This window comes from Streptomyces sp. NPDC053474, from assembly GCF_044544845.1.
GTDB lineage: Bacteria > Actinomycetota > Actinomycetes > Streptomycetales > Streptomycetaceae > Streptomyces.
Genome location: NZ_JBITXV010000010.1, coordinates 228292 through 250887, shown reverse-complemented (window position 1 = coordinate 250887; position 22596 = coordinate 228292). Strand labels below are relative to the sequence as shown.

General features: G+C 72.1%; 19 protein-coding genes and 1 pseudogene. 11 read left to right on the top strand and 9 right to left on the bottom strand.

Annotation, left to right across the window (positions count from 1 at the left end):
* On the top strand, nt 1-702 hold the full coding sequence (locus tag ACIG3E_RS24810) for a response regulator (protein WP_399620325.1): 702 nt from the start codon (nt 1-3) through the stop codon (nt 700-702).
* 4 nt (nt 703-706) lie between these two features.
* On the opposite strand, the gene ACIG3E_RS24805 is transcribed toward ACIG3E_RS24810, so the two are convergent.
* The 3 genes from ACIG3E_RS24805 to ACIG3E_RS24795 form a co-directional block, all read right to left on the bottom strand.
* On the bottom strand, nt 707-1921 hold the full coding sequence (locus ACIG3E_RS24805) for an erythromycin esterase family protein (protein ID WP_399620324.1): 1215 nt from the start codon (nt 1919-1921) through the stop codon (nt 707-709).
* Between the two features lie 100 nt (nt 1922-2021).
* Nucleotides 2022-2753, bottom strand: a complete 732-nt coding sequence (locus ACIG3E_RS24800; RefSeq protein WP_399620321.1) for an MgtC/SapB family protein — start codon at nt 2751-2753, stop codon at nt 2022-2024.
* A gap of 63 nt (nt 2754-2816) precedes the next feature.
* Nucleotides 2817-4274 (bottom strand): purine-cytosine permease family protein, encoded by a 1458-nt coding sequence (locus ACIG3E_RS24795; protein WP_399620319.1) that lies wholly within the window; start codon nt 4272-4274, stop codon nt 2817-2819.
* Nucleotides 4275-4333: 59 nt separating this feature from the next.
* Between ACIG3E_RS24795 and ACIG3E_RS24790 the strand changes: the two genes are divergently transcribed.
* From ACIG3E_RS24790 to ACIG3E_RS24770, 5 genes are all read left to right on the top strand, one after another.
* Nucleotides 4334-4984, top strand: a complete 651-nt coding sequence (locus tag ACIG3E_RS24790) for a TetR/AcrR family transcriptional regulator (RefSeq protein WP_399620317.1) — start codon at nt 4334-4336, stop codon at nt 4982-4984.
* 175 nt (nt 4985-5159) lie between these two features.
* Nucleotides 5160-6785: an amidohydrolase gene (locus ACIG3E_RS24785; RefSeq protein ID WP_399620315.1), complete on the top strand. Its 1626-nt coding sequence runs from the start codon at nt 5160-5162 to the stop codon at nt 6783-6785.
* Between the two features lie 74 nt (nt 6786-6859).
* The gene (locus tag ACIG3E_RS24780; RefSeq protein WP_399620312.1) at nt 6860-7378 is read left to right on the top strand and encodes an NUDIX domain-containing protein; all 519 of its coding nucleotides are present in this window, start codon (nt 6860-6862) and stop codon (nt 7376-7378) included.
* A gap of 181 nt (nt 7379-7559) precedes the next feature.
* Nucleotides 7560-7757, top strand: coding sequence for a DUF6229 family protein (locus tag ACIG3E_RS24775; protein ID WP_399620309.1), 198 nt, complete (start codon nt 7560-7562; stop codon nt 7755-7757).
* A gap of 127 nt (nt 7758-7884) precedes the next feature.
* The gene (locus tag ACIG3E_RS24770) at nt 7885-10749 is read left to right on the top strand and encodes a type 2 lanthipeptide synthetase LanM family protein (protein ID WP_399620308.1); all 2865 of its coding nucleotides are present in this window, start codon (nt 7885-7887) and stop codon (nt 10747-10749) included.
* A 22-nt stretch (nt 10750-10771) separates the two neighbouring features.
* Here ACIG3E_RS24770 and ACIG3E_RS24765 read toward each other — a convergent pair whose 3' ends face one another.
* The 4 genes from ACIG3E_RS24765 to ACIG3E_RS24750 form a co-directional block, all read right to left on the bottom strand.
* Complete coding sequence (locus tag ACIG3E_RS24765) at nt 10772-11155, bottom strand: winged helix-turn-helix transcriptional regulator (protein WP_399620306.1); 384 nt, start codon at nt 11153-11155, stop codon at nt 10772-10774.
* Between the two features lie 230 nt (nt 11156-11385).
* Nucleotides 11386-11925, bottom strand: coding sequence for a hypothetical protein (locus tag ACIG3E_RS24760; protein ID WP_399620305.1), 540 nt, complete (start codon nt 11923-11925; stop codon nt 11386-11388).
* Between the two features lie 440 nt (nt 11926-12365).
* Nucleotides 12366-12773 (bottom strand): hypothetical protein, encoded by a 408-nt coding sequence (locus ACIG3E_RS24755; RefSeq protein WP_399620303.1) that lies wholly within the window; start codon nt 12771-12773, stop codon nt 12366-12368.
* A gap of 29 nt (nt 12774-12802) precedes the next feature.
* A complete protein-coding gene (locus ACIG3E_RS24750; RefSeq protein WP_399620300.1) occupies nt 12803-13396 on the bottom strand; it encodes a hypothetical protein in 594 nt (197 codons plus the stop codon).
* Nucleotides 13397-13726: 330 nt separating this feature from the next.
* On the opposite strand from ACIG3E_RS24750, the gene ACIG3E_RS24745 reads away from it, so the two are divergent.
* Nucleotides 13727-14755 (top strand): alpha/beta hydrolase, encoded by a 1029-nt coding sequence (locus ACIG3E_RS24745; RefSeq protein WP_399620298.1) that lies wholly within the window; start codon nt 13727-13729, stop codon nt 14753-14755.
* A 94-nt stretch (nt 14756-14849) separates the two neighbouring features.
* Here ACIG3E_RS24745 and ACIG3E_RS24740 read toward each other — a convergent pair whose 3' ends face one another.
* Nucleotides 14850-15197, bottom strand: coding sequence for a DoxX family protein (locus ACIG3E_RS24740; protein ID WP_399620296.1), 348 nt, complete (start codon nt 15195-15197; stop codon nt 14850-14852).
* 234 nt (nt 15198-15431) lie between these two features.
* Nucleotides 15432-16805, bottom strand: a complete 1374-nt coding sequence (locus ACIG3E_RS24735; RefSeq protein ID WP_399620294.1) for an alkaline phosphatase — start codon at nt 16803-16805, stop codon at nt 15432-15434.
* A gap of 237 nt (nt 16806-17042) precedes the next feature.
* Between ACIG3E_RS24735 and ACIG3E_RS24730 the strand changes: the two genes are divergently transcribed.
* The 4 genes and pseudogenes from ACIG3E_RS24730 (at nt 17043) to cas3 (ending at nt 22468) form a co-directional block, all read left to right on the top strand.
* Nucleotides 17043-17249, top strand: coding sequence for an antitoxin (locus tag ACIG3E_RS24730; RefSeq protein WP_366795125.1), 207 nt, complete (start codon nt 17043-17045; stop codon nt 17247-17249).
* A 242-nt stretch (nt 17250-17491) separates the two neighbouring features.
* The gene (locus ACIG3E_RS24725) at nt 17492-18148 is read left to right on the top strand and encodes a DUF2637 domain-containing protein (RefSeq protein WP_399620292.1); all 657 of its coding nucleotides are present in this window, start codon (nt 17492-17494) and stop codon (nt 18146-18148) included.
* 131 nt (nt 18149-18279) lie between these two features.
* A pseudogene (locus ACIG3E_RS24720) lies at nt 18280-18444 on the top strand (pirin family protein); the annotation flags it as partial.
* 1078 nt (nt 18445-19522) lie between these two features.
* The gene (cas3, locus tag ACIG3E_RS24715; RefSeq protein WP_399620290.1) at nt 19523-22468 is read left to right on the top strand and encodes a CRISPR-associated helicase Cas3'; all 2946 of its coding nucleotides are present in this window, start codon (nt 19523-19525) and stop codon (nt 22466-22468) included.
* Nucleotides 22469-22596 lie beyond the last annotated feature (128 nt).

Here is a 22596-nt window from a genome sequence, read left to right as displayed (position 1 = left end):
ATGAGCGTGACGACCCCCGAGACCGGCTCCGCGCCCCTGCGCGTCCTGATCGCCGACGACCAGGAGATGGTGCGCACCGGCTTCCGGCTGATCCTCGCCGCGCAGCCCGGCATCGAGGTCGTCGGCGAGGCCGCGGACGGCGCCGCGTGCGTGGAGCTCGCCCGGCGGCTGCGCCCCGACGTCTGCCTGGTCGACGTCCGCATGCCGAAGCTCAACGGCCTGGAAGTGACCCGGCTGCTCGCCGGGCCGGACGCCGTCGACCCCCTGCACGTCGTCGTGGTGACCACCTTCGACCAGGACGACTACCTGGACGAGGCCTTGCGCTGCGGCGCTGTCGGCTTCCTGCTGAAGGACGCGGGGCCCGGCCTCCTGGTCGAGGCGGTGCGCGCCGCCGCCCGCGGCGACGCCCTGGTCTCGCCCGCCGTCACGCTGCGCCTGCTGCGGCGCACGGCCGAGCGGCACGGCCCGCGGTGCGGCGCGGCGGCCGCGGGAGGCGCGCCGCACGAGCTGTCCGAGCGGGAGCTCGACGTGGCCCGGCGCGTGGCGCGCGGCCGCACCAACCAGGAGATCGCCGCCGAGCTGTTCATCTCCGTCGCCACGGTGAAGACCCACCTCGTCCACATCCAGGCCAAGCTGGCCGTCCGGAACCGCGTCGAGATCGCGGCCTGGGCCTGGGAGTCGGGGCAGATGGGCTCCGCCTGACACCTCAGGCGAGCCACCGCACCCCGGTCGCCCGGCGCACGTGCAGGAGGACGTCGAAGGCGTCGGCCAGCGAAGCGACCGCCAGGTGCTCGGAGGCGTCACGCGAGGGGTCGTAGACGCCGCTGATGACGCGGAGCTTCGCGGGGCCGTCCCACTGGCGGCGTACGTCGTCACGGCGCAGGTCGAGCCAGCGGGCGGGCACGTCCGCCGAGCTGAGGCGCGCGTCCACGAAGTCCGCGCCCGGCTCGGGAACGGCGACGACGCCGAGGTCTCCGTGGTGGAAGCCGATCGCCACGGAGACGTACCGCGTGCCGTAGCGCTCCCGCAGGTGCGTGCCGACGGTGGGCTGCGGCGCGGACTCGGGGGCCGAGCCCAGGACCGTCCCGGTCGCCGCGGTGTGCGCGATCCCGTCCCAATAGACCAGGCGCAGGCCGGTGTCACGCTGGACCTCGGCGAGGGTGTGCGCCTCCGCGGCGGTGTCGCTCGCGAAGCTGCCGCGTCCGGCGACGCTGCCCGCGTGGAAGCTCACGATCCGCCGCATCCGCGTCAGGACGTCGTCGTCATCGCTGCCGCCGGGCCGAGCCTGGAGCAGCGCGAGCGCGTCCCGGGCGTGGTCGACGAACGGCCGCCCGGGGTGCGTGCCCCGGGCGCGCTGCACGTGCTCGTCGATGTCGTGCGCGGTGCGGATCGGAGCGAGGTGCGCGGTCAGTTCCGCGAGGAGTTCCGGGGCGGTCGCGCGCACGTGGTCCAGGACGGCGTCGTAGTCCTCGGACCGCGCCTGCGCGGGCCGCACCCCGACGATCCGTACCGGGTCGTCGGGGTGCTCCCGGTTGAACTCCCTGATCCAGTCGAGGGCCGCGGCCATCTCGACGGTGCGCCACGGACGCCAGGCACCGGCGAGCGCGGCCTCGGCCGACCCCTCGCCGAGGCGCACGTACCGGTCGAGGCCCGCGGCGACGTCGGCGCTGTCCTGCACGGCGAGGGCCCGGAACCCGTGCTGGCGCACCAGTCGGCGGAAGAGCTGGTCACGCAGGCCGAAGGTCTCCCGGGAGAACCGCGTGGACTCGCCGATGCCGACGATGTCGGCCCCGGCGGCGAGCCGTTCGGCGAGGGTGTCGAGCGTGGCGTCGGACAGCGGTCCCGAGCCGCCGGACCGCTGGTCGGAGGGGGTCGAGGGAGAGGGGAGCGAGCGCTGAGGAGCGGTGGTGTCGTGTGTCATGCCGCCAAGACTCATAGGTGAAGTTCGGTTGAGGTCAAGGAGCGGCTGAGGCCGAGGAGCGGTTGAGGTCAAGGAGCGGCTGAGGTTGAGGAGCGGCTGACTATTCGTCATCGGTGGCAGCGGTCACCTCGACCTCGATCACGTCGTCGCGGTCGAAGAGTTCGGCGGTGAGTTGTCCGGTGTCGCCGGTGCCTTCGAGCGCCAGCAGGACGCGGGCTTCGGGGTCGGCCCCGCCGGGCAGCCGGTCGACCTTGACGTCAAGGATGCGGAAGCCGCGGCGGGTGCACGCCTCCATCAGCTGGGGCAGCAGGGCCGTGCCCGTGCGGTACGTCATGCGCAGCTCGACGGCGGAGCCGCTCGCGCGGGGCAGCAGACGCGCGGCGAGCCGTGGATAGCCGCGGACGACGAGGAAGTGCAGCGCCGTCGCGGCCAGGGCGAGCACGGGCAAACCGCCGCCGCAGGCCATGCCCACCGCGCAGGTGAGCCAGACCGTGGCGGCGGTGGTGAGGCCGCGCACGACGTCCTGGCGTACGAAGATCAGGCCGCCGCCGATGAAGCCGATCCCGGAGACGATCTGCGCGGCCACCCGGGAGGGGTCGAAGGAGACGCCGGGCAGGTCGAGCGCGCCCGCGAAGCCGTGCCGGGAGACCTCCATCATCAGCGCGCTGGCGATGCCCACCAGGGTGTGCGTGCGCAGCCCGGCGCTCTTGTGCCGTGCCGCGCGCTCCCATCCGATGAGGCTCGACAGGAGCAGGGCCAGGCCGAGTTCGGTCAGCTGTCGTGGGCCCTGCCCACTCCTCAAGCCCCACAGGGGCACCGCCAGATGGACCATGCACACCTCCTGTCACCGCCCTCGCCCCTGCCCCGGACGGCAGCGGGCACACCTGCCGCCTCCTCAGCGAGGGACGCGCGCACCGCCCGTGGCCCGGGTCAGGACCGCGTACAGGGACGAGGCGGCGACGATGCCGACGGGCAGGGAGAGGTCCATGCCGCCCAGGGCGTGGGCGACCGGTCCGGTGTAGGCGGTGTCGACGCACAGGGCCGCCGTGGTGACGCCGCCCGCCAGCGCCAGGGCACCGGCCGGGTTGACCCCGGCGGTGTACCAGAAGGGGCTGGCGGGGGTCTCGTCCATCAGGGCCGGGCCGTCGTAGCGGTTGCGGCGCAGCACGATGTCCGTGGCGTAGACGGCGGTGGCGGGGCCGAGCAGGACGACGGTGAGCTGGAGGACGTCGCTGACGGTGTCAAGGAAGTCGGAGACGAGGAGCGCGTACAGGGTGAGGGAGACCGCGGCGGCGCCGTCGGCGATCACGCTGAGGGAGCGGCGGATGCGGATGCCGACGGCCTGGAGGGCGAGCCCGGCGCTGTAGGAGGTCAGGGCGTTGAGCGCGATCGTGCCGAGGACGAGGGCGAGCAGGAAGACCGGGTGGAACCAGCCCGGCAGGATCCGCTGGAGCCCCGCCTGCGGGTCCGTCATGTCGACCGAGGTCGCGGCGAGCGCCCCGAGGGAGCACACGGCGACGCCGGGCACGAAGCCGCCGAGGGCGGTCCAGCCGAGGACGGCCCTGGCGGACGTCGTGCGCGGCAGATAGCGGGAGAAGTCTGCGCTGGTGGTGTACGACAGCGGAGCGGAGCCGACCAGGGTGACGCCGGAGATGAGGACCGCCCACAAACGGGTGCCGGTCAGCGGCTCGGCGGGCGCGTAGGCGTAGTCGGCGTGCTGGAACACGTGGACGGCGACGACGGCGAAGACGGCCGTGAGCGTCAGGGTGATCGGCAGGTACAGCCGCAGGATGGTGGCGTGGCCGTAGACGCCGATGGTCAGGGTGAGCGCGGCGATGGCGAGGACCACGGCGGTCTTCACGCCGGTGCCGGTGGTGACACCGGTCTTCTCGACGAGGGAGAACGCGGCGGTCGCGGCGGCGGCGAGGTTCAGGGCGAAGTACGACACGGAGATCATCCAGCCGACGACCGCGTTGTTGACCCGGTTGCCGCGGATTCCGTACATCGCGCGCGTGATGACTTCGCTCGGCGCGCCCGCGGCCGGGCCGGATATGGCCAGCAGCCCGGTGAGCGACCAGAACAGATTGCCCGTCACGATCACGGCGAGGGCCTGCCACAGGGTCAGGCCCATCAGGACCAGCGTGCCGCCGACGACGAGGCTCAGATAGGTGACGTTGGCCGCGGCCCAGACGGAGAAGAGGCGCCGGGGGTGGCCGTGGCGCTCGTGCTCGGGGATGTGGTCGATGCCGTGGGCCTCGACGCGGCCCGCCCCGCCCGCCGGAGGCGGCTCCTCCCGGTGTGCCGTCCGGGGGCTCGGGGGGACTTCGTGCGGGTCGGGAAGCGTGGACGCCATGCGGCCCCTCCGGATGCTGGAAACCCACCTGCTTGTTTATTGGTCGCACACTCAATAGCATGGTTTCCATGACGTCAAGGCTTCAGAACAAGCGAATCCGCAAGTCTCCAGCGGAAAGACATGCGGAAATCGTTGCGGCGGCGGCTCGGGTCGCTCTGGCTGAGGGCCTTGAGTGCATCACCCTGCGGCGCGTCGCCGAGGAGCTCGCCGTGCGGCCGGGGCTGATCAGCCACTACTTCCCCGCCGTGGACGACCTGGTGGCCGAGGCCTACGGCACCGCCGCGGGCGCCGAGCTCGACGCGCTCCTCCCGGCTGAGCGCGCCGGCGCCACCTGCGTCCAGCACCTGGCACGGTTCTTCGCCCGGACCACCGGAGAGGCCTACGACGACCTCAGCCGCCTCTGGCTCAACGCGCGGCACCTGAGCCGCTACCGGCCCGCGCTGCGCGCCCGCGTCAGTGCGCAGGAGGCCGCCTGGCGCGACCGGTTCGAAGGGCACATTCGCGACGGCGTCGCACGGGGGGAGTTCCGCACCGACGACCCGGTGGTGACGACCGCGCAGATCCTGATCGTCCTCGACGGCCTCGGCGCGCTGGTGAACAGCGGTGACGTTGTCGACAGCGCGCCCGAGGTGCTCCGCCTGCCCGTCACCACGGCTGAGCGCGAACTCGGCCTGGAACCGGGCTCGCTGAGTGAGGTGACCCCCGACTGACGTTCCGGCGGCACGCCTGGCGCCCCCTCGTCCGTGCTGCCCTCGGCGTCCTGGCAACACGGCGTGCCGCCCCCCTCAGATCGCCGATTCCCACGACGAGTCGAGCGCCGCCGACCTCCCGCGGCACGCCCGGCGCGGCGCGGCATCCACCCGACGACCCCGCAAGGAGACCCCCGTGCGCACCTCCCTCATCCTGCTCTCGGCCCGTCTGCTCGACCCGGAGTCCGGCGCGTTCCTGCCGCAGACCGCGCTCGCCGCGGCGGGCGGGCGCATCACCGCCCTCGGTGACGACCAGGAGGTCCGCGCGCTCGCGGACCCCGCCACCGAGGTGATCGACCTCAAGGGCGCCGTGGTGACACCCGGCCTGGTCGACGGGCACATCCACCCCGTCACCGGCGCCGAACTCACCCGCGGCCTGGACCTGTCGGCCTGCACCGACGTGGCCCAGGTGCGTGCCGCGCTCGCCCGTGAGGTACGGGACCTCGCCCCCGGCGCGTGGCTGCGCGGCTGGGGCCTGGACCCCAACGTGTTCGCGGGCGCCCCCGTCGAGAGCGCCCCCTTCGACGCCGTGCTCGACGGCGTGCCCGCCCAACTGCTGCTCTTCGACGCGCACTCCATGCTGGTCAGCCGCCGTGCCCTCGAACTCGCCGGGGTCGACGGGCCGCGGACCTTCGACCAGGCGACCGCCGAGGTGGTCTGCGACACCGCGGGGCGCCCCACCGGGCTGCTCCTGGAGGAGGCCGCCTGCGAACTCGTGACGCGGGTCGCCCCGCAGTCCACCTACGAGGAGCGCCGCGCCCGGGTCGCCGCCGCGCTGCGGACCCTGGCCGCGGCGGGCCTCACCGGCGGCCACGTCATGGACGCGGGCGGCGACAGCCTCGCCTTCTACGCCGAACTCGACGCGGCCGGGCAACTTCCGCTGCGGCTGCGGGTCGCCCCGTGGTGCCAGCCGGGGACCGACGCCGACGGCCTGCGCGCGCTCATCGACCAGCAGGGTGAGGGCGGCCGTCTGTGGCGCACCGACGGCGTGAAGATCTTCATGGACGGCACCATCGACAACGGCACCGCGTGGCTGGAGCGGCCCGACTGTCACGGCGAGTCCCGGCACGCCTTCTGGCCGGACCCCGAGGAGTACACCCGCGTCATCGGCGTGCTCCACCGCGCCGGAGTGCCCACCGCCACCCACGCCATCGGCGACGCGGCGGTACGGCACGTCCTCGACGCCGTCGAGAAGGCCCAGGCCGACGACTGGCGAGCGGCACGGCACCGGGTCGAGCACATCGAGACCGTCCCCGACGACACCCTGCGCCGCTTCGCCGAACTGGGTGTCGTCGCCTCCATGCAGCCGACGCACTGCTGCGACTTCACCCGGGCCGACCACACCGACAACTGGTCGCGCCGCCTCGGCGAGGAGCGGGCCGCCCGCGCCTGGCGCTGCCGCGACCTGTACGACTCGGGGGCCGTCGTCGTCCTCGGCTCCGACTGGCCCATCGCGCCCGCCCCGCCGCTCGGCGTCATGGCCGGGGCCCGGCACCGCCGCCCGAGCCGTGACCTCAGTCGGCCCCCGCACGGCCCGGAGCAGGCCCTCACGGCTCTGGAGGCGCTCCAGGGCATGACCGTCAACGCCGCCTACGCGGCCGGTGCGGAGCACGAGGCGGGCCGCGTCGCGCTCGGCCACCGCGCCGACCTGACGGTCCTCGCCGCCGATCCGCTCACCACCGCCGCGACCGAACTCCCGGACCTTCCGGTGCTGCTCACCGTCGTCGACGGCGAGCCGACCCATCGAGACGCCCGGCTGTGACTGGTCGGATGTGACCGGTCGGCTGTGACCGGGCGGTTCAGGCGTGGCGGCAGGCGCCTGAGAGAATGATGTGTATGACACATATCGGTGAGGCGGTCGCCCGCGGCGGCCGCGACGCGTGGGATTCCCCGGCCGCTGACGGCGGCCGTGACACGTGGGGTTACCCGGCCGCTCACGGCGGCCACGGCACGCCGGACTCCCTGGTCGTCGTGGCCGCCGTGGTCGTCCAGGAGGGGCGGCTGCTCGTCGTGAGCAAGAAGGCGGCGCCGGACGTGTTCTATCTGCCGGGCGGCAAGCCCGACGCGGGGGAGGAGCCGCTGGAGGCCCTGGCCCGAGAGCTCGACGAGGAACTGGGTGCCCGGCCGGTGGCACCGGAGTTCCTGGCCGAGATCGAGTCGACGGCCGCCCTCGAAGGGGTGCCCCTCCAGCTGACGGTCTTCACCGCGGGCCTCAGCCAAGTGCCCCGCCCCGCCGCCGAACTCGCCCATCTGCGGTGGATCACAGGCACCGAGACCGACATCCAGCTGGCTCCGGCGGTGGCGGAGCAGATCCTGCCGATGCTGCGGCGCGACGGGCTCGTACCCGTGGCCTGAGGCGGGGCGTGGAGCCGGGGGACGCGGGCCGGGTGCGGTCGGTCGCGCCTGTCCCAGAGGGTGCTCTGAGCCCACGCATCCCGTGTGACTGTGGCTGGATCGGTCGGCTGAGGAGCCTTTGCGTCCGGTGATACTCAGGTCTCGGCAATCCGTCCCCGACTCCTACCTCCGGAGGCCGCTCATGCCCCAGACCAGTGTGCGGAACGCCGTTCTCGAAGCGTGGCTGTCGGGCGCCGAGAGCGCGTACGGCCAGGCCAACCCCGCGGGGCCGCTCTACGTCGGCGGCAGTGCGGCCGAGGCCGCGCTGACCGACCCGAGTGACGCGCTGTACGGCTTCTGTTCCAGCCCGAGCGGGTCGCACGGCAGCTGGTGCTGCTGACTCCCCGCGGGGAGCCGCAGGTCACGGCACTCCCCTGACGGGGAGCGCGCCGGGCCCCGCGGCTCCCCGCTGCTCGTCCAAGCGGCTCGAAGGCGCCGGAGCGCGGCGCGGGATGGGGCAGTGACCCGTGAGCGGATCGGCACCGCACAAGCCCGGACGGCAGGACGGAGCCGCAAGCGAACGCGACGAGGCCCAGTGGTTCGCCCGGCCCGTGCGGAACCTCGCCCGCCCCTGGCGGGAGGAGCTGGCCCGGCGCCTCGCCGCCGTGGACGCGCTCGGCGGGCACGAACGCGAGGTGATCCTGGAGGCCGGGCACACCGCCCTGCTCACCTCCTTGCACGCGAAGCTGTCGCGCCTCTTCCTGATCGAACTGCACGCGCTGCGCATGGCGGCGGACGCGGGCCGGACTGAGGCGGGCGCGGCGGCCGGACCCGACGACGGGACCTGGACCGCGTTCATCGAGCAGGCGAGCGCGGACGGCTACCTCGACGCTCTGGCCCACCGCTACCCGACCCTCGGCGCCCGGGTCGCGTCGGTGGCGCGGCTCTCGGTCGCGGCCACCGCCCGTTTCGCGGAGCGGCTCGCCACGGACCGCGAGCTGCTCGGGCCGCTGCTCGGAGCGCCGACGGGCAAGGCGCGCGCCGTCGCGTTCGGGGCGGGCGACAGCCACCGGGGCGGACTGACCGTCAGCCGGGTGGACTTCGCCGCCGGAAGCGTCATGTACAAGCCACGGCCGTCCGCGGCCGACGTGGCCCTGGGCGCGCTCCTCGACGAGCTGTTCGCGGACCTTCCCGACGCCCCGCCGCCCCACGAGCGGATCCGGGTGCCGCGCACGCTGGCCCGGGACGGCTACGGCTGGGCCGAGTTCGTGCCCCACCGCTACTGCGCCGACGACGCCGAACTCGCCGCGTTCTACCGGGGCGTCGGACACTGGCTGGCCGTCCTGCGCTGCACCGGCGGCACCGACATGCACGCCGAGAACATGATCGCCGCGGGTCCGGTCCCGGTGATCGTGGACGCCGAGACGCTCTTCGACGCGCCCGCGCCCTTCCCGCCCAGCGGCCGGGGCGACGCGGTCGACGTGGCGGCCGCCGCCATCCGCCGCACGGTACTGCGCACCGGACTGTTGCCCGTGCGCGGCACGGGCTTCGCGCTCGGCGGCGTGGACATCTCCGGAGTCGGGGCGCTGCCCGGCCAGCAGCCGCTGATCCCGCACCCGGTGATCGCGGACGGCGGCACCGCGGCCGCCCGCTTCGAGGTGGACCTGGTGGCCATGCCAGCGGCGGGCAACCACCCCAGCCCCACCCCGGTCCTGAGCACGTACTGGGACCGGGTCCTCGCGGGCTTCCGCGAGATGACCGCGCACCTGCGGCGGCCCGGCACCGACCCGCACGCGCTGCTTCGCCGCTTCGAGGGCACGCGGGCGCGGCGGATCCTGCGGCCGACGCAGGCGTACGTCGACATCGGCCGGATGCTGTGGCACCCGGCGTCGCTGCACGACGAGCCCGCCGCGGTCGAGCGGGCCCGCGACATCCTGCGGCGCAACGCCGAGGTGCTGCCGGGCGCGCCGACGGACCGCGCGGCCATCGACGGCGAGATCGCGGACCTCCTGGTCGGCGACGTGCCGATGGTCGTCTTCTGCGTGGACGCGGCCGTCGTCCGCGCCACTGTCGAGGACTGGCGCACCGCCGACCTGGCCCTGGAGGAGTCGGTGATCCAGGACGCCCTGGTGGGCGCGTACCTCAACGAGCGGTCCCTGCCCCCGCGCGTGCGGGCCGCCGCCCACGACCCGCACGCCCGCGACCGGGAGCGCCGCCGCCGGGCGCTGGCGGCGCGGATGGTACGGCGGCTGTGCGACGGCGCGGTGCGCGGCGACGACGGCACGGTCACCTGGATCAGCCCGGTGTTCACCCCCGCCGGATGGTCCATCAGGGTGCTGCCCGCCGACCTCTACACCGGGCAGGGCGGGGTGGCGCTGACGCTCGCGGAGTACGACCAGGAGGTGCGGGCCGGGCGCGCGGAGGAGGTGCCGGGCGTCGCCGAGACGTTCGCGGGGGCCCTGCGGGTCCTGGTGAGCACCGAGGACGTCACGCCGACGCCGTCGGCGGGAGCGTTCAGCGGTGCCGCGTCACAGGTGTGGACGTGGCTGGCGCTGCACCGGGTGCTCGGCGAGGACTGGCTCCTGGAGCGGGCCGCCGGCCGGGCCCGCCTCCTGGAGGAGGGCCCGCTGGTCGACGACGACGTCGAGGTGGACCTCCTCAACGGGGCGGCGGGCGGCGTCGTCCCGCTGCTCGGCCTGGCCGCGGCGACCGGGCAGGACCGCTGGCTGGCCGCGGCCGCGCGCATCGGCCGCCGCCTTTGTGGCCTGGCCGTCGTCGACGACAGCGGTGCCCGCTGGACGACCCGGCTCAACCCCGAGGGCATCGGGGGCTTCGCCCACGGCGCCACCGGCATCGGCTGGGCCCTGCCGCGGCTCGCCCTCACCGACGCCGGATCGCCCGGCGAGCGACGCGGCTGGGCCGACTTGGCCGAGCGGGCCTTCGCCTACCAGGAGTCCCTCTACCGCCCCGAGCACGGCAACTGGCTCGACGTGCGCATCGGCGCCGAGGAGGACTTCTTCACCAGCTGGTGCCACGGCAGCACGGGCATCGGCATCGGCCTGCTGGACCTCCACCGGCGCACGGGCGACCCGGCCCAGCTGGACATGGCCCGGCGTGCCGCACGCGCCTGCGCCGCCGAGGGCTTCGGCTGGAGCCACACCCTGTGCCACGGCGACCTCGGCCTCTGGGAGTTCCTGACGTCCCTGGGCGCCGACGACCCCCAGCGCCTCGACGGCGAGATCCTGACCGGCCTCGAACAGCGCGGCCCGGTCGGGGGCCTGGCCCGCGAGGCGTTCTCACCGAGCCTCATGTCCGGCCTCGCGGGAGTGCTCCACACCCTCCTGCGCATGCACCCCGCGGCGCGGCTGCCCAACCCCCTGCTGCTCGACTGACGGGCGTGCCCGGCCCGTGCCGTCAGCCGTCGAAGCGGTCGCGGGAGGCCTCGATGTCGCCGAGGTGGGCGTGGGTCCAGCCGCACATGCCGTCGACCACCGCGCGCAGGGCCCGGCCGGGCGGGGTGAGGGTGTACTCGACCCGTGGCGGCACGGTGGGGTGCACGGTCCGCTCCACCAGGCCGTTGCGCTCCAGCATGCGCAGGTTCTGGGTGAGCATCTTGTGGCTGATGCCCTCGACCTCGTCGCGCAACTCGCTGAAGCGCAGGGTGCCTTCGCCGAGCGCCTCGATGATCAGGAGCGCCCATTTGTTGGCGATGTCCGAGAAGATCTCCCGCGCCAGGGAGTCGGCCCGCCTCAGATCGGCGTCCTCGGGCAGGCCCTTGAGCTGTTGCTTGGTCACCATCTGGTTCCCCCGTTACGGAAAAGTGCGTTCTTCCCGATCGGCGCTCACTCTCCTACGGTTCCCGAGTAACCACAAGAGAGCGCCTCGGCGGATCCGGTCCGCCCGCTGCCGCCGGGGTCCTTGTCTTCCGGTACGACGTGCGGGCCGAGCGCGACGTCGGCGTCACGCGCGCCCACGTCATCGCGCAGACCCGGTACGTGGTGGACCCGCGGACGCACGCCGAGGCGAGGTCACCGCCTGAGCCTGCGGTCGATGACGCGCTGCGCGGAGTTGATCGCGACACGGATGTCCGCGATCTTCGCGCCCTGCTGGCGCGAGAGTTCGAGGGCCTCGGTCACCGACTTCTTGTCGGAGATGCGCTTGGTGAGCCTCTTGGCGCACTCGGTGCTCAACACGGTCGTCTGATACGCCTCGATCGTGGCGACGACGGCCCCGAAGGGGATCTTCGGGAAGCGCTTCTGCGCCTGCCTGACGAGGCTGAGTTCCCTCTTCAGACCGTCCAGATCGGCATGGGTCGCGGCCAGGGACTGGAGGGTGTCGAGCTCGACGACGACCTTGTCGAGCACCACGTAGTCCTTCTCCAGGAGCTTGGCCCGCTTGTCGCGCCAGCGGTAGACGGCCGCGGCGACGAGGCCGACCGCGGTGAGGAGAGCGACCCAGGTGAACGTGTGGTCGAAGCCGCCCGAAGCCGCCGTGTTGGCCTGAAACAGACCGCTCTCGCAGGGGTCATCCGTGTTTTTCCACGGAAACGAAGAGCAGGGGGGCACCATGAGGATGTCCTAACCGGGAACTAGGAGGATGCCCGGCGGCCAGGTCCTGGACAGATCGGCCGACGAGCGTCTGAAGGTTCTCCGTGCGGCGGTGACACGGCGCACGTCTCAGCTGCGGCCTCGGGCTCCACCAAGCCTGGGGCCGCGGTCGTTCAGGGCCGTCGCGCCCCGTCGGACGGTGCTATCGCGCGCGGCCGCCGGGGCGCGGACGGCATGGGGGGCGACGTGGTCGACTCCGGTCCGGCGGACACGCGGAAACGTGCGTACTGAGGTGTTTCCCGGTCATCCGTCCTCCGGGCGAGGGACCGCGATGAAAATGAGGGCATCGGCTCTTCCGTGATGAGATCGAGGAGTGGCAACAGGAGTCGTGGACGGGCCGTAGCCGCTCAGCGTCTGCCACGGGCTCGGAATCCTGGAGGCGCTGGGCGGGGCCGCCGCCGTCAGTCCCCGGGGTGTTGGGGGATGAGGCGCGCCAGGATCCGATGGCGCTGCCGCCAGCCCGGGTTGTTGCGGACCACCGAGATCCGCACGTCGTTCGTCGCGGTGTACAGCGTCGCCATCCCAGCTCCCAGCTGTAGCGCCACCGCCGTGGAGATCCCCCAGAACAGCAGCATCGTGACGGTCATGCAGATGCTGACCATCACGGCGCCGAGCGGCATCGCCGCGTTCGGCACCTTGGCGATCGTGCTGTGCGTCCGGGCCCGGGTGGCCCGGCGTTCGTCGCAGCAGGCCTTGTGGACGGTGTCGGCGTAGGCCCGGACATGCTTCTCCGGGTCGAACGAATACGTACGGAACTCACCCATCGGAGCCTCCTCCTTGGCGGTGCTGGTGGTGCAGGGCCTGGTCATCGATTCCCTCTCGTCACTCACGTGCCGCTTCACGTGGGCACGGGCTCGCGTCGCCGCCCGGACAGGAGCCACTCGAGACCGTCGACGTCGACCTGGTCCTCGGTCATGGTCTTCCAGGCGTTGCTGAAGTGGGCCTTGACGCAGTCGGTCGTGATCCCCATGGCGGCCGCGATCTCGGGCCGCGGCATCCGCATGACCCCGGCCATGTGGAAGACCTCCTTCTGGCGCTCCGTGAGGTTTCCGTCGCTCACGTAGTGCAGGCCGCCGAGGATCGTCTGCTTCTTCTCGGCCGGATCCCACCCCGGCGGCAGGTCGGCGTCGTTCAGATGCTCGTCGAGCTGCCTCGCAAGCAGCGGAGGCAGATGCTCCAGATAGAACGTGACGGGCTCCGGGCCGCCGGACAGGATCGCGCTCCGGTGCTTGCGCGCCTTGGCGATGGTCCTGCCCCGGAACTCGACCCAGTTCGACCGGAACCGGCGGGCCTCGGACGCGTGGTACGCGGCCGCCTCCTTCCGCACCCACCCCTGGACGTCCCACACGGGTGCCCCACCGAGGTAGACGTCCCGGAACAGCGTGAACACGGCCCGTTCGTCCGGCAGTTGTCGGTGGAAGATGAAGCTCACTGGGGCCTCCCGAGACGTCCCGAGCGAGATGAATTTCGGACTGACGCCGAACGTACTCAGTAACGCCCCCGGCGGGTTTAGAGCCCCGTGAACGTCCGCCTGACCTGCGCGAACAGTCCCGCCTCAGCGGACGACCGGCCGTCGCCCGGACGGCCGACCCCCAGGCCCGCGCGGGCGCCGGGCCCGCGTCGACGGGGCGCGGCGCGAAAGGTGTGATGGGGTACGCCGTATGGATCTCAGACAAGTGTTCACAGGGCGCGCGTGCGCCGGGGTGGGAGAGCGTCGCGGGGAGGCGGCCGGGTGCTCCGCCGTCCGGACGGAGGGCGCGTCATGAGCGAGGACCCCGCGCCGAACCCGCCCGACCGCGACCCGCAGACGTATGCCGCGCCCCCCTTCGACCCCGAACTGGGCGCCGCCCTCGCGGCCTTGGCCACGGGCCCCAGAGAGCCGGTCACCCCGGACAACCTCCAGGAGCGACGAGCGCGGGACGCGGCGTCACGCCCCCGGCCGACGGTCGAAGCCCTGCGCGCCGACGGCCGCTTCGAGGTGACGGAGCTGTCCGTGCCGGGGCCGCCGGGCGCACCCGACGTCACGCTCGTGAGCGCCCGGCCCGCGGGGCTCGCGGGCCCGCTGCCCCTGCTGTACTACCTGCACGGCGGCGCCATGGTCATGGGCAACGCCTGGTCCGTGCTGCCGCGCGTCCTCAGTGAGTGGGCGCTGCCGCTGGGCCTCGCGGTGCTCTCCGTCGAGTACCGCCTCGCGCCGGAGACGCGGTACCCGGGACCGCTGGAGGACTGCTACGCCGGACTCGTCTGGGCGGTCGAGCACGCGGCCGACCTGGACGTCGACCCGGACCGCGTCATCATCGGCGGCAAGAGCGCGGGCGGGGGGCTCGCCGCGGCCCTGGCCCTGCTGGCCCGCGACCGCGGCGGCCCCGAAGTACTGGGGCAACTGCTGCTCTGCCCCATGCTCGACGACCGCAACAGCACGCTCTCCAGCCACCAGATGTCGGGCCGCGGCCTGTGGGACCTCACCTCGCACACGACCGTGTGGAAGGCGGCCCTCGGCGACCTCCACGGCACCGCGGACCTGCCGTACTACGCGGCCCCCGCACGGGCCACGGACCTCTCCGGGCTGCCCCCGGCCTATGTCGAGGTCGGCTCGGCCGAGATGTTCCGCGACGAGGACATCGCGTACGCGAACGCGATCTGGCGGGCCGGAGGCCAGGCCGAGCTGCACGTGTGGTCCGGCGCCTACCACGGCTTCGACGGCATCGCCCCGAAGGCGGCCGTGAGCCGGGACGCCCGGGACGCCCGCACCCGCTGGCTGCGGCGCCTGCTCGCGCAGTCGGGCGCGTGAACGACGCCTGACGGGAGCCTCGCAGCACGAAGCCCGCGATCGGCGGGGCAGGCCGGTCGCGGGCTGGGGTGCTGCGGGGGAGGGGGACGTGCGATCAGGCGGCGTAGCCGAGGACGAGGGCGGCGACCACGGGTGCGAGGTAGAGGACGGGGAAGGCGACGGTCTTGTACGAGCGGGCGCGCAGCACGGTGATGACCGCGCCGCCGAAGTAGAGGATGAGGCCGATCGCGGCGGCGATGCCGATGGCGGGTACGGCGAGGCCGACGAGGAGGCCGAGTGCTCCGGCGGCCTTGGCCAGGCCGAGGAGGGTCCACCACGACTGCGGGACGCCGTACTCGGTCAGCGGCTCGGTGACGAAGGCGGCCTTGCGCAGCAGCGAGAAGCCGGAGAAGCCGACCCAGGCGGCGGTGAGGACGGTGACGGTGACGGCGGTGGTGGACATGGGGGACTCCTCGGGGACTGCTGAGCGGATCAGATGCTGGCGACGACGGCTGCCTTCCGGCCTTGCTGGCGTCGCCGTCATGGGTCTGACGCGGCTGCGCAGCCGAATGTGACAGGTCAGCGCGACGTTCTTTCCGCTGCCGTGTCCGCTCTCTCGCCCGTCGGGTGAGCCCCGGACGCGCGTACGGCACACCACCCCTCGGGTCGTGTGCCGTACGCGTGTGCTCGGGTCGCGTCAGCGCTGACGCAGCGCCTCACGGATGGTGGTGAACAGGTCGGTCTGGTTGGTGACGCCGAGGACGCGGTACGCCTGCGGGCCCTGGGCGGCGATGCGGACCTGGGTGCCGGTGTGCTCCTGGGACTTGCCCGGGGTGTTGGTCGAGTAGTTGACCTTCAGCTGCTGGCCCTCGTCGGTGACCAGGGTGGAGGTCAGGCCGGGCGGCTGCGCGTCCAGCGGCACGATCTGGCTGGTGTGGCCGTGGTCGGCGGTGGTCACCACGAGGGTGTCCGGGTGCTTGGCGGCGTAGGCGCGCGCCACCTTCACCGCGCGGTCGAACGCGGCCGTCTCACCGATCTGGCCGCACGGGTCGGCCGCGTGGTCCTGCTTGTCGATGGAGGCACCCTCGATCTGCAGGAAGAAGCCCTGCTTCGCGTGCTGCTTCTTCTGCTTGGCCTCAAGGAGCTTGATGGCCTGCGTGGCCTGGTCCGCGAGCGCCGGGGTGCCGTCCGGGCGGTTGGGGTTGGAGGTGACGCAGCGCTGCGGGTCGGTGCCGCCGACGGCGGCGGGCTTGCCGGTCCACTCCGTGGCCACGTTGCCGTCGGCGAAGAGGCCGAGGACGGGCTTGCCCGGCTTGGCGTTCTTCAGCGAGGCCTTGTCGGTGACGACCTGGTAGCCCAGCTGCTTCGCCTGCTCGGTGACCGTGCGGCCCTTGTACTTGCCGTCGGTGACCTTCTGGTCGAAGCGCTGCTTGCCGCCGCCGAGGAGCACGTCCACCTTGTGGTTGACGCTCTGCTCGGCGATGGAGCCCGGGCCGCCCTTGGCGATGGTGTCGGCGGGGCACTTGGCCATGTCGGCGGGGCCCTGGCAGCTGCGGTCGGTGGCGTGCGAGGCGAGCACCGCGGGGGTGGCGTCGGTCAGCTCGGCGGTGGTCACGGAGCCGGTGGCGTAGCCCCTGCGCTGCGCGAGCTCCAGGATCGTCGGCACGGCCTTGTCGGTGTCCGGCGTCTTGGAGATGCGGCCGTTCACGGTCTTGTGGCCGGTGGCCCAGCCGGTGCCGCTGGCGGCGGAGTCGGTCACGTACTCCGGGGAGCCGTCGGGGTGCACGGCGTACGTCGTGTAGCTGCCCGTGAGCGGGAACTTGTCCATGTTCAGGCGGCCGGACGCCCCCACGGTGTAGTCGCGGGCGAGCGTGATCTCCGAGTCACCCATGCCGTCACCGATGAGCAGGATGACGTTCTTCGCCTTCCCGCCCTTGATCGCGGCCTGCGCCTGCTCCTTGCCGCCCGAGGCCCCCGCCGCGGCGGTGACCGCGACAGCGGCGGTGGCGGTGGCGGCCACCACGGAAGCGGCGACTATGAGAGTACGGGGGGACCGGCGCGGTCTGGACATGCACGACTCCTCGATCGAGTACTGGACTTGTCGGACACTTCACCAGCGCTATGTGAACCAGCGGGAACGCTCCGGCGATGTTTCCCTGACGTGGGCGTGACACGAAGTGGATCTTGCCGATCGGGGGTGGCGCGGGGTCGCCCCCCGGGGGCCCGCCCCCGGCCGCCTGATTCGGCCAATCACATGCGATCATGGTTCTGACCAGGGGAAACCGGAAAAGGAAGGATGAGGCAGTACATGTTCGACGCCCTGAAGAACCTCAAGAACCTGAAGGAGAAGGCCGAGGACCTGGCCCAGACCCACGGCGACAAGATCTCGGGCGGCCTGGAGAAGGTCGGCGACTTCATCGACGGCAAGACCGAGGGCAAGCACAGCGACAAGATCGACACGGCCGTGGACAAGGCGCAGGGCTTCGTCGGGAAGCTGGGCGACAAGAAGGCCTGATCCGGGGGTTCACGCTGAGTTGACCCTTTGCGGAGCTCTGACCTGGCCCTTCGGTAACTCCGGAACGCCTGCCGGCGATAGAGACCTTCCTGCCTCTACCTGGGGTTTCCTGAGAGTTCCCGTGTGGGTGTGCACGCGATGTGCACGCCCTCTGCTCTCGATCCTGCGGCAAGGGTGCACGCGAGGTGGCTGTTCGCCCGTCGAGCGGTGCAGCCGGTGGCTCGAGACGAGTGACGGTTGCGATGAATGAGTTTCCTGAGGCTGGCGAGGAGACCGCTTGCAAGCAGAGCCTTTCCACCGACACCTGGATCCGGCCGACGTGTGCTCTTGTCGTGGCGGGGGTCGCCGCATACGCGTCGTACGTGCACCAGCGGGCCTTCTCTCTGCAGGGGGGAGCGGACGTGGTCAGTGCCTCCTTGTGGCCTCTGTCGGTTGACGGCCTGCTGCTTCTGGCGACGGCAGGCCTGCTGAGGCCCTCTACGACTGTCACGCGTCGAGCGCGCAGCGCGGTGTGGTCGGCCTTCATGCTGGGGATCGCAGTCTCGCTGGCCGCGAACATCGCGGCTGCTCCGGCCCTGGAGTGGCAGCCAGTGCTGGTCGCTGGATGGCCTCCGGTCGCGCTGCTGCTGGCGGTGGAGCTTCTGGTCCACCGTCCCAGTGCCCCGATAGACGGCTCGGCTGCGCCCGGAGAAGAGCGCCTCCACAGACGGCGAGCGAACGGACGAGGACGAGGATCCGCTGCTGGTGAAGGCGCAGGTGCTGGATGCCCGACATCGGGAGGCGCATCAGCGTCCTGTTTCCGCAGAGACCCTGCGCAAGGAACTACGCGTCGGCGCGGCTCGTTCCAGGCGCTTGGCCGCTCTGGTGCGGTGGCGTCAGAGCGACGGCGTACATCGTGATGGGGCTAGGAGAAAGGGAAGGCGATCCACGGAGTGAGGAGCGGGTCGCATGGTTTCGGTAGTGCTGCTGTCACGTCATGGTGAGGGATCAGCCTCGAGTCCAAACGCGGGGCCGTTGGTCAGCGACGTGGTTGTGGTGGAACTTCATCGGACGCACCCAGGCCGACATCGAACAGGCCCGCACCGACTGGATGACGGGCACGCGCTTCGGTGAGGTGAAGGGCTACCACGGGGCGCCGCTGCCCGCGCCCGCGCTGCCAGGGGTGCCGTTGAAGCCTCGGGGGAGGGTGCGCTGAGCTGCGGGAATGAGGTTGAGCGGCGATTCTGGGCAGCTGGTGAACGCGACCGGTGAAGCGGTCGCCGGACCCACGGAGCGCCAGCCTTCTGTCGCTCTCTCGTGACCTCGGCGGCGTCGAGCGTGATTCCAGTCTGTGGGCGGGTGTGGTCGGCTTTAGTCGGACTCTTGCTGACCTAATACTGACTTTGCTGATGCTATGTCAGCTCTTGTTCCGGGCCTGTTCCGGCTGGTCGCGGGCGCGCGGGAGGCGTGGGGGCGGGGCCGGGGCTTGGATTCATACTGACTCGATGGCACGAGGCGTGGGAGCGCTCGCAGTGGGAGGTTGCAGAGTTGTAGAAGGGCGACAATCTGGCTGGGGTGGGGCTGGCTCAGCCGGACCTGCTGTGCGTTGCGGCGCATACCGGCAGATTCTTGGTCTGCTGGTGGTACACCATGTGCAGCCCTTCTGGCCTGCAGGGAAAGAGTTGACTTCTGGCCGGGCATTGAGCTGGTCCGGTACTGGTCCGGATCACGGGCCTTGGCTGGACTTTCTCGGCTGGTGTTGGCAGGGGGAGCTTCGGCTCCAGCACCTCGGAGGAGCGCAAAGTCGAAACGCCACCGTTCACACGAGTGTGATGCGATCCAACGCGCGGAGTCGCCGGGGTTGTTGAGACCAGCTCCGCTCGCGCGGAGAGCACGGCACGCACTGCGCCTCCAGGAGGGCGAACACCGGACCACCTCCGTTCGCGCGGAGAGGACGCCCGCGACGGACTCCCGTAGTCCGGGCGGTCCGGAACACCTCCGCTCGCGCGGAGAGGACCGCGTGAACTTCTCCGCCGTCTCGTCCCGGGGCGGAACACCTCCGCTCGCGCGGAGAGGACACTTCGCCACCTGCGGTGTTAGAGGGGCTTGATAATTCCTTTACTGTACGCGGGGCTTGGGCCAGTCCTTACTGCTGATGCGCGCCAGGGGATCATGTGGGTTGGGCCTTGCTTCGGCGGTGGTGCGGTTGAGGCTATCGGGTCTGTGCCGTCGGGGGGCTTGGTGGACCGCAGGTCGGGATGCGTTGTCAGTGGGGGGTGCTAGAACCTGGCGTCATGGGCGAAGGCAAGGATGCTGCGTTAGTCGACGTACGGCTGTGGGGCAAGGAGCGCGGCTTGGGCGCTCCGTATCCGGCGATCTGCCATTTGCTGGATACGGCGGCGGTGTTCCAGGCGTTGTGGGATGTGCTGCTGGGGTCGGGGGAGCGGCGGGAGATTGCCGCTGCGCTGGGGCTGGATGAGGCGGCTGCGCGGGCAGTGGTGGCTTTCTGGGCAGGTCTGCATGATCTGGGCAAGATCATTCCGCCGTTTCAGGCGCAGCTGCCTGGGGCGTTCGGGGCGGTGGCTGGTGATGCTTCGTATCGGGCGGCTGCGGGTGCGTCGGCTCTGACGTTGCGGCACGAGCTGGCGACGCACTGGGTGCTGGTGTCGTTGCTGGCTGAGATCGGCTATCCGGTGGCGCGGCGGCAGGCGGGGAGTCTGCCGCATCAGGTGGCGCAGTGGCTGGGCGGTCATCACGGGTGTTTCGCGGACGTGGTGCTGGCGCGGCATGCGGCTGTTGCTGGCCGGTATCAGCCCGGTTTGGGGGAGGCGGGCTGGGAGGAGCAGCGTCGTCTGCATCTGCTGGAGCTGCGCCGGGTGGTGGGGGCCGAGGCGGTACCGGCGGGCCAGCTGACGGCGGCCACCGCGGTGCGGTTGTACGGGCTGCTGGTGCTGGCGGACTGGCTGGCCAGTGACACCGGCTGGATCGCGCCGCTGCTGCCGGGGCCAGCGTGGGAAGGCCGCCCGGGGCAGCTGGATGAGCATTTTGGGCAGGCGGTGGAGGCAGCGCCGGGGGTGGTGCGTGCGGCGCGGCTGGGCCGGGCCGGGTTTCCCTCGACTGACGGGCTGTCGTTCGGTGATCTGTTCCGGTTCCGGCCCAACGCGCTGCAGCGGGACGTGGCGGAGGTGCTGCCGTCGGCGGTCGAGCGGGAGGGTTCGGGGCTGGTCGTGGTGACAGCCCCTACCGGGGACGGCAAGACCGAGGCGGCACTGTTCGCGGCCACGGTCCTGGGGCGCGCGTCGGGGGCGCGCGGGCTGTACTTCGCGCTGCCGACCATGGCCACCGCCGACGCCATGTTCCCCCGGGTGGGGCAGTTCGCGGAGCGGGTACTCACGGGGGAGCGGGCCCTGCTGCTGTTGCACGGTGCGGCCTGGCTGAGCACCGTCATGGACGGCACGCCCGCCACCGGCCAGGAGGAAGTCGACCGCTGGCACCTGGACCACGCACCGCCGTCTCCCGACCCGCCCGCCCGGCCTGCTCAACCAGATTCACAGGACGCGGAGTTCAGTGCTGAACCGGCGACGGCGGTGGAGGCGGATGCGTGGCTGCGCCAGAACCGTCGCGGGTTCGCCGCCCCACTGGGCGCAGGCACGGTCGACCAGGTCCTGGCCGGGGTTCTTCCCGTGCGGTACAACGCGCTGCGCCTGTTCGGCCTGGCCGACAAGGTGCTGATCGTGGACGAGGCGCATGCGTACGGTCCGTGGATGCAGACGCTGATGGTGCGGCTGCTGGAGTGGCTGGGGGCGTTGCGGGCGCCGGTGGTTTTGCTGTCGGCGACGCTGACGGGGCGCACGGTGACTGCGCTGGTGGATGCTTATCGGCGCGGAGCCGGTTTCGCCGAGCCCTGCCGAGTGCAGCCGGCCTATCCGGGCTGGCTGTTCGCTGGTGCACGTACCGGGCAGGTCAGCGAAGTCCGGGAGGTGGGGACAGCCCGGAAGCGGGCCCTGGATCTGACGGTGCGGCCCGTGGCCTGGGACTGCGACGACACCGCTGTCCAGCCGCGGGAGGGCGGACGCAGGAACGCGCTGCGCGAGGTACTGGCGCCGGTGGCAGAGCACGGCGGGACGGCTCTGGTGTGCTGCACCACCGTCGCCGAGGCCCAGCGCACCTACCGTGACCTCTGCCGGGCCTTTCCTGAACTCGCCCGCCGCAAGGGCGGGATCAGGCTGCTGCACTCCCGCTTCCCCGGTCTGCTGCGCCAGGAAGTGACCGCCGACTGCCAGGCTGCTTACGGAAAGCCTGCCGCTGGCCTGCCGGTGACGGTACGGCCGGGGTCGGTTCTGGTGGCTACCCAGATCGTCGAGCAGTCCCTGGACTTCGACTTCGACCTCGTCGTCAGCGATCTGGCGCCGCTGGCTCTGCTGCTGCAGCGCGCGGGGCGGGGCCAGCGGCATGCCCGCGGTGCTGCGGGCCGGCCCGCGTGGGCGGCCTGTGAGGAACGCCCGCCGCTGGTCGTCCTGGAACCCGTCGACAGCGACGGAGCCACCGACCCTCCCCGCACTTGGGGAGATGTCTACGACCACAGTCTGCTACTGCGCAGCGCGGCCCTGCTGCGGCAGAAGACCGGCTCCGGGATCGCGGTGCCCGGGGACGTTCAGCGCCTCGTGGACGCCGTCTACGCCGAGGACTTCACCGAGCACCTGCAGCAGACGGCCCGCGCGGATGCCGAGAGCGCGGCGCGGAGGCTGAGCGTGCTGGACCAGCGCAGGGAAGGCGAGCGCGTAGCCGAGGAGACCCTCGCCGCGATGACGGGAATCAGCCCGCCCTACCAGGTACGCGGTGATCTTTCCCTGCTGAGCAAGGGGACGGCCGAGGGCGTGGGGGAGCTGCTCACCACACGGCTGGGCGCCGATACGGGCCGTGTGCTCCTGCTGTTCGCCCAGGACGACGGCAGCACCTCGCTCGACGAGAACGGAGTACTGCCTCTGCCTGCCGGAGGCCGCCCGGTGCGGGCCGTGGTGCGGCGGATCGTCGCCCGTACCGTTTCGGTGCCCGGGACCTGGCTGCCGCCAGCCGCGGCCCGCCCCGAGCTGCCGAAGGCCTGGCAGGCCATGTCCCATCTGCGTGACCTCGTCTTGCTCCCCCTCACCCGCAGCCTCGGCGACACGAGGTCCTGGTCCGGCCAACTCGCGGACCGGGAAGTCCAGTTCGGCTCTGTGACCGGACTTGAACGAATCTGACCGGGTCCCCCAAGCAGGTCGCAGGCTGTTCACGAATCACTCTTTACTGAGAGTGCGCTCCCCCGGCGTCCCGGGGCGCTGGGGGAGTGGGGCCCGCTTGCGCGGGCCGAAGGGGGGGCGGAGGCGGC

Coding starts and splice junctions, on each gene's coding strand:
- ACIG3E_RS24810 (WP_399620325.1), top strand. CDS start 1: ATGAGCGTGACGACCCCCGAGACCGGCTCCGCGCCCCTGCGCGTCCTG.
- ACIG3E_RS24805 (WP_399620324.1), bottom strand. CDS start 1,921: ATGACACACGACACCACCGCTCCTCAGCGCTCGCTCCCCTCTCCCTCG.
- ACIG3E_RS24800 (WP_399620321.1), bottom strand. CDS start 2,753: ATGGTCCATCTGGCGGTGCCCCTGTGGGGCTTGAGGAGTGGGCAGGGC.
- ACIG3E_RS24795 (WP_399620319.1), bottom strand. CDS start 4,274: ATGGCGTCCACGCTTCCCGACCCGCACGAAGTCCCCCCGAGCCCCCGG.
- ACIG3E_RS24790 (WP_399620317.1), top strand. CDS start 4,334: ATGGTTTCCATGACGTCAAGGCTTCAGAACAAGCGAATCCGCAAGTCT.
- ACIG3E_RS24780 (WP_399620312.1), top strand. CDS start 6,860: ATGACACATATCGGTGAGGCGGTCGCCCGCGGCGGCCGCGACGCGTGG.
- ACIG3E_RS24775 (WP_399620309.1), top strand. CDS start 7,560: ATGCCCCAGACCAGTGTGCGGAACGCCGTTCTCGAAGCGTGGCTGTCG.
- ACIG3E_RS24765 (WP_399620306.1), bottom strand. CDS start 11,155: ATGGTGACCAAGCAACAGCTCAAGGGCCTGCCCGAGGACGCCGATCTG.
- ACIG3E_RS24760 (WP_399620305.1), bottom strand. CDS start 11,925: ATGGTGCCCCCCTGCTCTTCGTTTCCGTGGAAAAACACGGATGACCCC.
- ACIG3E_RS24755 (WP_399620303.1), bottom strand. CDS start 12,773: ATGACCAGGCCCTGCACCACCAGCACCGCCAAGGAGGAGGCTCCGATG.
- ACIG3E_RS24745 (WP_399620298.1), top strand. CDS start 13,727: ATGAGCGAGGACCCCGCGCCGAACCCGCCCGACCGCGACCCGCAGACG.
- ACIG3E_RS24740 (WP_399620296.1), bottom strand. CDS start 15,197: ATGTCCACCACCGCCGTCACCGTCACCGTCCTCACCGCCGCCTGGGTC.
- ACIG3E_RS24735 (WP_399620294.1), bottom strand. CDS start 16,805: ATGTCCAGACCGCGCCGGTCCCCCCGTACTCTCATAGTCGCCGCTTCC.
- ACIG3E_RS24730 (WP_366795125.1), top strand. CDS start 17,043: ATGTTCGACGCCCTGAAGAACCTCAAGAACCTGAAGGAGAAGGCCGAG.
- ACIG3E_RS24725 (WP_399620292.1), top strand. CDS start 17,492: ATGAATGAGTTTCCTGAGGCTGGCGAGGAGACCGCTTGCAAGCAGAGC.
- cas3 (WP_399620290.1), top strand. CDS start 19,523: ATGGGCGAAGGCAAGGATGCTGCGTTAGTCGACGTACGGCTGTGGGGC.